Origin of the sequence: Micromonospora endophytica, assembly GCF_003236305.1 — a bacterium.
In the GTDB taxonomy this organism is placed as follows: domain Bacteria; phylum Actinomycetota; class Actinomycetes; order Mycobacteriales; family Micromonosporaceae; genus Micromonospora; species Micromonospora endophytica.
Window position 1 is genome coordinate 1 of record NZ_POTX01000222.1, and the last position, 9,826, is coordinate 9,826.

At 71.8% G+C, this 9,826-nt stretch carries 9 protein-coding genes and 2 tRNA genes; 3 read left to right on the forward strand and 8 right to left on the reverse strand.

The window, feature by feature from the left end; translation table 11 throughout:
• Window positions 1-94: 94 nt before the first annotated feature.
• The 3 genes from C1I93_RS24365 to C1I93_RS24375 form a co-directional block, all read right to left on the reverse strand.
• Window positions 95-730 (reverse strand): GAP family protein, encoded by a 636-nt coding sequence (locus C1I93_RS24365; RefSeq protein ID WP_111245622.1) that lies wholly within the window; start codon window positions 728-730, stop codon window positions 95-97.
• Between the two features lie 84 nt (window positions 731-814).
• Window positions 815-2,200, reverse strand: a complete 1,386-nt coding sequence (locus tag C1I93_RS24370) for an MFS transporter (protein ID WP_111245623.1) — start codon at window positions 2,198-2,200, stop codon at window positions 815-817.
• 56 nt (window positions 2,201-2,256) lie between these two features.
• Window positions 2,257-2,517 carry a hypothetical protein gene (locus C1I93_RS24375; RefSeq protein WP_111245627.1) on the reverse strand — a complete coding sequence of 87 codons (261 nt, stop codon included), beginning with the start codon at window positions 2,515-2,517 and terminating at the stop codon, window positions 2,257-2,259.
• 211 nt (window positions 2,518-2,728) lie between these two features.
• Between C1I93_RS24375 and C1I93_RS24380 the strand changes: the two genes are divergently transcribed.
• Window positions 2,729-7,135 carry a cation-translocating P-type ATPase gene (locus C1I93_RS24380; protein ID WP_111245624.1) on the forward strand — a complete coding sequence of 1,469 codons (4,407 nt, stop codon included), beginning with the start codon at window positions 2,729-2,731 and terminating at the stop codon, window positions 7,133-7,135.
• Between the two features lie 2 nt (window positions 7,136-7,137).
• On the opposite strand, the gene C1I93_RS24385 is transcribed toward C1I93_RS24380, so the two are convergent.
• Window positions 7,138-8,100, reverse strand: coding sequence for an L-threonylcarbamoyladenylate synthase (locus C1I93_RS24385; protein ID WP_111245628.1), 963 nt, complete (start codon window positions 8,098-8,100; stop codon window positions 7,138-7,140).
• Between the two features lie 126 nt (window positions 8,101-8,226).
• Between C1I93_RS24385 and C1I93_RS24390 the strand changes: the two genes are divergently transcribed.
• Both C1I93_RS24390 and C1I93_RS24395 read left to right on the forward strand, forming a co-directional pair.
• The gene (locus C1I93_RS24390; protein WP_111245625.1) at window positions 8,227-8,511 is read left to right on the forward strand and encodes a type II toxin-antitoxin system Phd/YefM family antitoxin; all 285 of its coding nucleotides are present in this window, start codon (window positions 8,227-8,229) and stop codon (window positions 8,509-8,511) included.
• Window positions 8,508-8,762, forward strand: a complete 255-nt coding sequence (locus tag C1I93_RS24395) for a Txe/YoeB family addiction module toxin (protein WP_111245626.1) — start codon at window positions 8,508-8,510, stop codon at window positions 8,760-8,762. Before C1I93_RS24390 ends, C1I93_RS24395 begins: the two co-directional genes overlap by 4 nt.
• Window positions 8,763-8,826: 64 nt before the next feature.
• Here the strand turns inward: C1I93_RS24395 and C1I93_RS24400 are convergent.
• The 4 genes from C1I93_RS24400 to C1I93_RS24410 all read right to left on the reverse strand — a co-directional run.
• Window positions 8,827-8,902, reverse strand: a tRNA-Ala gene (locus C1I93_RS24400).
• Between the two features lie 23 nt (window positions 8,903-8,925).
• Window positions 8,926-9,054: a DLW-39 family protein gene (locus tag C1I93_RS32060; protein WP_212808688.1), complete on the reverse strand. Its 129-nt coding sequence runs from the start codon at window positions 9,052-9,054 to the stop codon at window positions 8,926-8,928.
• Window positions 9,055-9,098: 44 nt separating this feature from the next.
• Window positions 9,099-9,172, reverse strand: a tRNA-Ile gene (locus tag C1I93_RS24405).
• A 192-nt stretch (window positions 9,173-9,364) separates the two neighbouring features.
• Window positions 9,365-9,826 (reverse strand): DUF3566 domain-containing protein (locus C1I93_RS24410; RefSeq protein WP_146603570.1); only part of this gene is annotated, 462 nt, incomplete at its 5' end.

A 9,826-nucleotide genomic window follows, 5' to 3' on the forward strand; every position in this document is an offset into this window, starting at 1 on the left:
CCGCCCCGGTGACCAGTACGCGCATCTCGACCTCCCTCGTCGGCTACCGGGACGACGACGCGCACAGGTCACGACGTGACAGATGTGACTCGGCTCACCGCACCAGATCAGCCGCGGTGATCACCATGAAGAACACGATCACCGCCTCGCTGACCAGCCAGGAATGGGTGTTCGCCCAGTTCCTGATCCGGGGCAGCACCGTTTCGGCCCGGTGCCCGAGCAGCAACAGCGCGAGCAGCGGAAGGGCGAGCAGCACCAGGGTCAGCAGCATGAACGGCAGCAGATGCCACCACGGCAGGTCGTGACGGGCGGCGCTGGCCCCGACGGTCAGCATGGTCAGGTCGTCGGAGGGCATGACGAGGAAGAGCAGCAGGCCGAGCCGCAGCGCGTAGCCGGGCCCGGCGTGCTGGAGCCGACCCATCCAACCCGGTGGCCCCGAGTGCCGGCGCAGGAAGACCACCACCGCCAGCACCACCAGCAGGGCCAGGACGAACCAGTCGATCCCCCGCTCGACGCCGCGATGGCCACCCCCACCAGCGATGCTGATCTTGAGAAACCGGATGATCAGCCAGGCCAGGGTCGTACCACCACACACCACTATCGCCGCGCCGGCCAGGAAGCCCAGCGAGGCGGCACGGGGCCGATCCGATGACGCGAAGAAGACCGCCGCCACCAGTTGGGTACCGGCGACCATCACCACGGCCAACGGCAGCAGGGTCAGGAAGTTCATCGCCCGCTCATCCTCCCGGCTACCCTCCCGGCGCGCCGATGATTTGGCCGGATCAAACCCGCACCGCGTGGAGGTTTCGCCAGATCAGGGCGCCGCCGGCAGCACCCGGCCGGCGAGCAGCGCGCCGACCAGCGCCAGCCCGGCGGCCACCGCGAGGGTGCCGGCGTAGCTGTACGGTCCGGGGGCCGCCCCGGCGGCGAGCAGCGCGCCGGTCAGCGCCAGCACTGTCGCCGCCGCCAGGGAGTCGCACAGTTGCAACGACGAGCTGTTGCGACCCTGCTCACCGGGGCGGGACAACTCCAGGGTGAGCACCGACAGCGACGGGTAGAGCAGACCCATGCCGAGACCGGCCACCGCCCAGCCGAGCACGCCCACCCAGACCGGCACTGCCGGCGCGACGGTGCACCCCACCACCACGGTGCCGACCGTGATGCAGGTGAGTCCCGCTCTCGGCAGGGTGGCTCGGGACCGGGGTGCGCGGATCCGGCCCTGCACCCAGGAGCCCAACGACCAGGCGAGCGCACCGGTGGTCAGCACCAGGCCAGCCGCCGTGGGCGAGAAGCCGCGCTCCCTCGACAGCATCAACGGGATCACCACCTCGGCGGCGACGAAGGCCCCGGCGGCCAGCCCCCGCAGGCCCACCACGGTGGGCAGGCCCCGCCCGGCGCGCAGGAAACCGGCGGGCAGCAGTCGCGGCGCACAGATCAGCAATCCGACCAGGGCCAGTCCGACCAGGGCGGCGGCGGTGGCACCACGCTGCTGACCCCCGATGTGCAGCAGCGCGGCGCTCACCCCCGCCCCGCAGGCCCAGCCGATCCGCCTCAGCGTGTGGGCCCGACGACGTACCGCCGCACCCGCACTCCGTACCGGGCCGATCGACCGCAGTCCCGGGTGGATCAGCAACACCGCCGGCACCGCCACCACCGGCACCGCGAGGAAGACCCACCGCCAGCCAAAGTGCTCCACGACCAGCCCGGCAACCACCGGCCCGACCAGCGACGGTACGACCCACGCGGCAGCGAACGCGGCAAAGATCCGGCGGTGCAGGTGTTCCGGGTACGCCTGCGCCACGATGACGTAGAGCGCCACCGACAGCAGGCCGGAGCCGAAGCCCTGCACGATCCGGCCGACCACCAGCGTGCCCATCGCGGTCGCCCCGCCGGCCAGCAACAACCCGGCGACGAACCCGGCCAACCCGCACCACATCGGGGCGCGCGGCCCCCGCGAGTCACACCAGGCACCGGAGAGCACCATCGCCACCACACCGGCGGCGAACGGGCCACCGAAGGCGATCCCGTAGAGGGACAGCCCGTCCAGAGCGCGCGCGACGGTCGGCATGGCGGTGCCCACCGCCAGGGCCTCGAACGCCAGCAACGAGACCAACGCCACGCTGCCCACCGTCATCGCCCGCAGCCGAGGAACAAACAGCGATCCCGCCGCGAGCGGCGGCGTCTGAATGGAGGCGGTCATGGTCCAAGCCTCTGACCTCAACCCGCCTTCAGGTCAAGGGTGACCGCGGTTACCCGTCAGGCGGTCTCCAGGGCTTCGCCGACCCCTCTCGCCAGACCCGACAGATGCTGATCGGCCAGCAGATGCCCAGCGGTGATCACCAACGCCAACGGCCACTCGATCACCTGCAACGCGGTGAGCACCCCGATGCCCGCGTAGTAGGCCAGCTTGTCCGGCGGCGGCACGGCCACCTCACCGAGCCACGGCACCTCCATCCGCCGGCTGAACAACCGCACCGTCTGGTGCGCCCCGCTGAGCTGTCGTGTCAGCGCGCTCATGTCGGCCTCCCCCCTCACGATCACACCCACCCCGGATTCCACGGCTCTGGTCTGTCATGCCTGCGTCGAGCAGGAAACTTCATCGTCCCGACGGGCATAAGGGACGGGCCGGTGGGAAGGCAGGCCGCCGGGCACGAACGGTAGGAGGCGAGATGCGGCACGGCAGGAGCAGCGGGCGGCCGGTTTACCATCCGACCCGTCGTACCAGTCGATGACCGCCCTGGGCGACCTCACCCGTCGCCTCCGGCCGCCGGTGGCCATACCGCTGGTGCACGACGCCTCCCATGGCGTCAGCGCCGCCGCCGGCCGACTGGCCCGTACGCTCGGGCTCACCAGCCGGCGGGTGTGGTCCCGGCCGGGCCGGCACCACATCGAGGTGCACGGCGTCTGTCAGGACGGCGGGGACACGCTGGCCCGCCAGGTCGAGGCGGCGCTGGAACGCCTGCCCGGGGTCCACTGGGCCCGGGTCAACGCGCCGTCCGGACGGGTCGTCGTGGCGGTCGGCACGCCGGAACCGAAGCTGCGCGACCTGATCGCCACCGTCGCCCGCACCGAACGCACCTGCCCGCACGAACCGGACCCGGAGATCCCCCCGCCGCATCCGCCCGAGGAAGGACCGCGCACCGCGCGTACGCTCGGCGCGCTCGCCTCCGACGCGCTCGGCCTCACCATCTCCGCCGCCACCCGGATCCTGCCCGTCACCCCCGTCCCGGCCGAAGTGGCAGGTCTGCTCGCCGCAGTCGACCTGCACCCGAAACTGCACGCCCTCGCCGGGCTGGGCGTACGCCGCGACCCACGCGCCGAGGTGCTCTTCCCGCTCGCCGAGGCGGTGATCCAGGGCCTCACCGGCGGATGGGCCGGCATCATGCTGGACGGGGCACAGCGCGTCGTGCAGTGGGGCGAAGGACTCGCCCAGCAACGCGCCTGGGCCAAGGCCGAACCGACGCTCACCGGCGAACCGGACCGTGCCGTGGCCCGCGCACCTGTCGACGAGCGCCCCTGCCCCAAACCGAACGGCCCGGTCGAGCGGTACCGCAGCCGGATGCTCGGCAGCGGAGCGGCGACCTTCGCCGCAGCGACACCGGTGATCGGCCCGAAACGGGCCGCCGCCCTGGGCCTCGCCGCGCTGCCCAAGGCACCGGGCAGCGGACGCGAGGGATACGCCGCCCAACTCGGCCGCATCCTCGCCAACCGTGGCGTCATCGCGATGGACCGCAGCGTGCTGCGGGAACTGGACCGGATCGACACGCTCGTACTCGACGCCCGGGTACTCGGCTCCGACCGCTGTGTACTGGCCGATCTGGCTCCGCTGCCCGGCGCTGACACCTCGCAGGTCGCCGCGCGGGCCTTCGCCCTCTTCGAACCGACAGCCCCGGCCGACGTACGTCGGCTGGACGGCTGGCGGCTCGGCCCGCTGGACGGCCTCGGCGCCCGCGACCCCGGTGACACCGACGACAGCCGGCGGCTGCGCGAGCGCGGCAGTGACCTGCTTGGTCTCGCCCAGGGCAACACCCTGGCGGCGGTGCTGCGGGTGGAGCCGGAACCGGCACCGGGCGTCGACGCCCTGCCGACGATCGCCCGGCAGGGCGGGTTGCGGCTCGTCGTGGCCGGCGACGACGCGGCACGGTACGGCGCCGACACAATGATGCCCGGCGGCGACCGACTCGCCGAATCGGTACGCTCCCTGCAACGCGAGGGCGCGGTGGTCATGCTGGTCTCCGCAGACCGGACGGCACTCGCCGCGGCAGACTGCGGCTTGGGCTTTGCCGAACCGGAGGCACCCCCACCGTGGGGAGCGCACCTGCTGGTCGGCACCGACCTGCGGAGCGTCGCGCTGATCATCGAGGCCGCCGGGGTGGCCCGCCGGATGACAGAACAGAACATGCGTATCGGTCTGGCCGGCACCGGTCTCGGCGCACTCGCCGCACTCACCACCGATCCCATCCACCTGCCACGCCGCACCCTCGCCTCGGTCAACGGCGCGGCGGCCCTGGCCTTTGCCCACGGCGTGTGGCGGGCCGGTCGCATCTCCGCCCGCACCGACTCACCCACCCCCGCGATCACCGCCTGGCACCTGATGCCGGTGCCGACGGTCCTCGACCAGCTCGACACGGGACCCGACGGCCTCACCGACGCCGAGGCCGAACGCCGGCAGGCCGCCGGCCCCGGCGAGACACCCGGCCCGGGCGGCCTGCTGCGGGCCTTCGTCGACGAGCTGGCCAACCCGCTCACCCCGGTGCTCGCCGCCGGGGCGGTGCTCTCCGCCAGCTTCGGTTCGCTCGTCGACGCTGCCCTCGTCGGCGGGGTGATCGGCGGATCCGCGCTGGTCGGCGCGGTCCACCAACGCAACACCGAAAAGGCCCTGTCCGAGTTGCTGTCCCGGTCGGCGGTCACCGCCCGGGTCCGCCGAGCCGGCACCGAACGGGTGGTACCCGCCGACGACCTGGTGCCCGGTGACGTGATCGTGCTCGACTCCGGCGACGCCGTGCCGGCCGACTGCCGGGTGCTGGAGGCGGTCGCGCTGGAAGCCGACGAGTCCTCCCTGACCGGTGAATCGCTTCCGGTCGCCAAGACCGACCAGCCGGTGGTGGCCGCCGCCGTGGCCGAACGCCGCTCGATGCTCTACGAAGGAACCACGATCGCCGCCGGCCACGGCATCGGCGTGGTGGTGGCCACCGGCGCCGACACCGAGGCCGGACGCAGCCTGGCCCTGGCCCAGCAGGCACCACCCGGCGGTGGGGTCGAGGCCCGGCTGGGCCGGTTGACCCGCGCCGCCGTCCCGCTGGCCGCCGGATCCGCCGTGGCGGTGGTCGGCGCCGGGCTGCTGCGCGGCGTACCCCTGGCCCAGACGGCCGCGACCGCGGCGAACCTGGCCGTCGCCTCGGTGCCCGAAGGGCTGCCGTTCCTGGTCAGCGCCGCCCAACTGGCCGCCGCCCGACGGCTGGCCGAACACCGCGCGTTGGTCCGCAACCCACGCACCATCGAGGCGCTGGGCCGGGTCGACGTGCTCTGCTTCGACAAGACCGGCACCCTCACCGAAGGGCACCTGGTGCTCGCGGCCGTGGGCGACACCGACGGGCACGCTCCGACGGACCGGCTCGACGAACGGCTGCGGCACATCCTCGCGACGGCGCTGCGAGCCACCCCCGCCGCAGCCGACCCCGAGGAACTGTCCATGCAGACCGACCGGGCGGTCCGCCGAGGCGCCATCGCCGCACACGTCTGCGAGCAGACCGGTGCCGCACACTGGTCCGCCCGCGGCGGCCTGCCGTTCGAACCATCCCGCGGCTACCACGCCACCGTCGGCGAAACACAGGGACGAACACTGCTCAGCGTCAAGGGCGCCCCGGAAAAGGTGCTGCCCCGCTGCACCAGCCGCCGCAGCAGCGGTCGTGACCAGCCACTTGACGACGCCGGCCGAGCCGAGCTGCACCAGCTGCTCACCGAACGGGCCAAAGCCGGCCACCGCATCCTCGCCGTCGCCGAGTCCGTCATCGACGACCCCAACATCACCGACGACGACGTACACGATCTGGTCTTCACCGGCTTCCTCGCCCTCGCCGACGTGGTACGCACCAGCGCCGCACCGGCCGTCCGCCGGATCCGCCAGGCCGGCGTACACACCATCATGATCACTGGTGACCATCCGGCGACAGCCGAGGCGATCGCCGCCGCCATCAACGACGGCGACACGCAGCAGGTGACCACCGCCACCGAACTCGACCAACTCGACGACGACGCCCTCGCCGCCCGGCTCGCCACCACCGACGTGGTCGCCCGCTGCACGCCGGCCCACAAGGTCCGCATCATCCAGGCGCTGCAGAAGTACGGGCGGACCGTCGCGATGACCGGCGACGGCGCCAACGACGCACCCGCCATCCGGCTCGCCGACGTGGGCATCGCCCTCGGCCAACGCGGCACCCCCGCCGCCCGGGCCGCCGCCGACCTGGTGGTCACCGACGACCGGCTGGAAACCATAATCGCCACGCTCGTCGAGGGCCGGGCCATGTGGTCATCGGTACGCCACGCGCTGAGCATCCTCGTCGGCGGCAACCTCGGCGAGATCGCCTTCAGCGTGCTCACCGCCGCCGCCACCGGTCAGGCCGCGCTCAACGGTCGCCAACTGCTCCTGGTCAACCTGCTCACCGACATGGCACCGGCACTGGCGATCGCCGTCCGGCCACCCGGCGGCGACCACGCCGACGACCTGCTCCGCGAAGGGCCGGACAACTCCCTCGGCGCGACCATGACCCGGGAGATCGGGCTACGCGCCGCGGCCACCACGCTCGGCGCCACCGCCGGCTGGACCCTGGCCCGCTACACCGGCACCCGCCGACGCGCCGGCACCGTCGCCCTTGTCTCCCTGGTCGGTACGCAACTCGGCCAGACCGTGCTGGCCGGCGGCACCAGCCCGGCCGTGCTCGTCTCCACCGCCGCCTCGATAGGTGTGCTCGTCGCGGTGGTGCAGACCCCCGGCCTCAGCCACTTCTTCGGCTGCACCCCACTCGGCCCGGTCGGCTGGGGCATCGCCACCGGCTCCGCGCTCGGCGCCACCCTGGCCAACGGCGCCCTCACCCGGCTGGTCGCCCAGCTACCCCAGCCCGATGGCAAGCAGTAGCCTCAGCCAGCGGGCTGCCAGGTGGCGGCGGCCCTACGCAGCCGGTCGTTGACCGCCCGACCGACGCCCGTCTCCGGCACCGGCTCGGCGACGATCTCACTCACCCCGGCCGCGTCCAACCGATGCAGCGCCTCGAAGAGCCGCGCCGCCGCCTCAGTCACGTCACCCGAGGCCGATAGCACCTCCACCGCAGCCCAACCCGGTCGCGGCCGATCCCGAAACGCCAGGTAACCCCACCGGTCCCGACCCTCGGCCGCTGACTCACCGGTCGCCAGCAACCGCAGCGGTGTACGCGGGGCGTAGTGCGACGCCAACGCGCCCGGCGCGACCGGCTGGCCCGAGTTGCCCAACCGAACCGTCACCGGGCCGGTGACCTTCTCCACCTCCTCGACCGGCAGCGCGCCGAGCCGCAGCACCACCGCGCGCTCCCCACGCGCGTCCACGATCGTGGACTCGATTCCGCACCGGGTCGGCCCACCGTCGAGCACCACCTCCACGGCGGCCCCCAGCCCACGCACCACATGCTCAGCACGGGTCGGGCTGAGCTGGCCGAAGCGGTTGGCGCTCGGCGCGGCCACCGGCACCCCCGCCGCCGCGATCAACCTCCGCGCATGCTCGTGATCCGGCACCCGGACCGCCATCGTGTCCAGCCCGGAGGTCACGATCGGCGGGATCACCGCCGGCCGGTCCACGATCAGCGTCAACGGCCCCGGCCAGAACCGCTCCGCCAACGCCGCCACGCCCGCCGGCAGCGCACCCACGAGCGGCTCCAGATCAGCCACGTCGGCAAGATGAGTGATCAACGGATCGAAACTGGGCCGCTGCTTCGCCTCGAAGATCCGGGCCGCCGCCCGCGCATCCAACGCGTTCGCGCCCAGGCCGTAGACCGTCTCGGTGGGAAAAGCCACCAACCCGCCGGTACGCAGCACAGCAGCAGCCTCGGCAAGGTCACCGTCGGCGGGCAGGACGAGGGGAGATCCGGTGCTCACACCCCGAGACGCTACCGCCCGGCGCTCGTCAGCCAGCAGCGAGCAGCCGGATCCCGCAGCCGCGGCTTGTACAGTTTGTTGTACGTCACATTGGGGGGCAGCATGCGTACCGTTCCCTACTCAGAAGTCCGACAGAACCTGGCCAAGATGCTCGACCATGTCGTGGACGACGCCGAGGAAGTGGTGGTCACCCGCTCCGGCCGGGAGGCCGCAGTCATCATCTCGCTGCGCGAGTACGAGTCGTTGAAGGAGACGGCCTACCTGATGGCCAGCCCCGCCAACGCGCGCCGCCTGAATGAGGCCGTCGACGAGCTGCGCAACGGGGGTGGGGAGATGCACGACCTGATCGATCCCGATGCCGGTTCAGGCGAGGCGTCGGCAGCGTGAAGATCCAGTTCGCCAGCCGAGGCTGGGAAGACTACCTGGCCTGGCAACGAGATCGTCAGATGCTCAAACGAGTGAACGCCTTGATCGAGGACATCCGACGCAACGGCCATCAAGGCATCGGCAAACCGGAGCAGCTCCGCGGCAACTGGGCGGGATTCTGGTCGAGGCGCATCGACCAGGAACACCGTCTCGGGTACCGGATCACTGACGACACAGTGCAGATCGCGCAGTGCCGCTACCACTACGAATAAGGCAACCCCGCACTACCGTTCACCACGGGACGTCGCCCTGCGACGATCCACGTAGGGTCATTGCTGGTGGAGCCCAGGGGACTCGAACCCCTAACCCCTGCCTTGCAAAGGCAGTGCTCTGCCAGTTGAGCTAGGGCCCCGCAGGCGGCCGAAGCCGCCGTGATCAGCGAAGATCCGGCGAGGTGGTCGCCTCGTGCCAGAGGGCCCGCTCGTCGTTCGCTTCCTTCATCTTCTTGGCCACCACGGCGGCCACACCGACGACGCCGGCCAGGATCAACAGCTTCTTGAACATCGGGGCTACCCCTCGCGCTCGGCGGGCCGTCGGACCATGTGCGGTGGGGCTAGCTGGAATCGAACCAGCGACCTCAGAGTTATCAGCTCTGCGCTCTAACCGACTGAGCTATAGCCCCGCTTGGCGACGAGCAAGGTTAACCCATCCGCCCACCGGCCCCCAAATCGGGGTCGAGGCCGACGATCACCCTTGCCGTCGCACCGAACCTACCGGAGCGAACGACCTCCGGCACACCGATATCGACCCCGGACCCGACAGAGACGCCGGGCGACCGCGCAGCGGTCGACCCGGCGTCCCGGTGTCTCGACGATCAGTCGCGCTCAGCGAGCGTCAGCTCGATGCCACCCACCAGATCAGCACAGACGTTGTACACGAACGCCCCGAGCGTGGCGAGCGCGGTGAACAGGACGACATTGACCAGACCGATCAACGCCGAGCTGAAGATCACGCCCTTCGCGGTGATCTGGAAGCCGCTGGTGCCCTGCCCGCCACCGGCGTTGACCAGGTCACCCAGGCTGTCGTTCACGCTGGCGAACACCCCCATGGCGTCCAGCGCCAGGTACAGCACCGACGTCGCGACAACGATCACGATGAACAACACCACCGAGACCGCGAACGCGAACTTCATCACCGACCAGGGGTCGATCCGCTTCAGGTTCAGCCGAGCCCGGCGCGGCCCGCGCGAAGCGGCCGAACTGACCGACGTACGCGCGGCACGTACCGCGTCACCCACCCGCGCGGCCCCGACAGCCGCCGAACCCACGCCCGGAGG

Excerpts from the sequence above, each read along its gene's own strand:
- C1I93_RS24365 (WP_111245622.1), bottom strand. The coding sequence starts at position 730 with ATGAACTTCCTGACCCTGCTGCCGTTGGCCGTGGTGATGGTCGCCGGT.
- C1I93_RS24370 (WP_111245623.1), bottom strand. The coding sequence starts at position 2,200 with ATGACCGCCTCCATTCAGACGCCGCCGCTCGCGGCGGGATCGCTGTTT.
- C1I93_RS24375 (WP_111245627.1), bottom strand. The coding sequence starts at position 2,517 with ATGAGCGCGCTGACACGACAGCTCAGCGGGGCGCACCAGACGGTGCGG.
- C1I93_RS24380 (WP_111245624.1), top strand. The coding sequence starts at position 2,729 with ATGACCGCCCTGGGCGACCTCACCCGTCGCCTCCGGCCGCCGGTGGCC.
- C1I93_RS24390 (WP_111245625.1), top strand. The coding sequence starts at position 8,227 with ATGCGTACCGTTCCCTACTCAGAAGTCCGACAGAACCTGGCCAAGATG.
- C1I93_RS32060 (WP_212808688.1), bottom strand. The coding sequence starts at position 9,054 with ATGTTCAAGAAGCTGTTGATCCTGGCCGGCGTCGTCGGTGTGGCCGCC.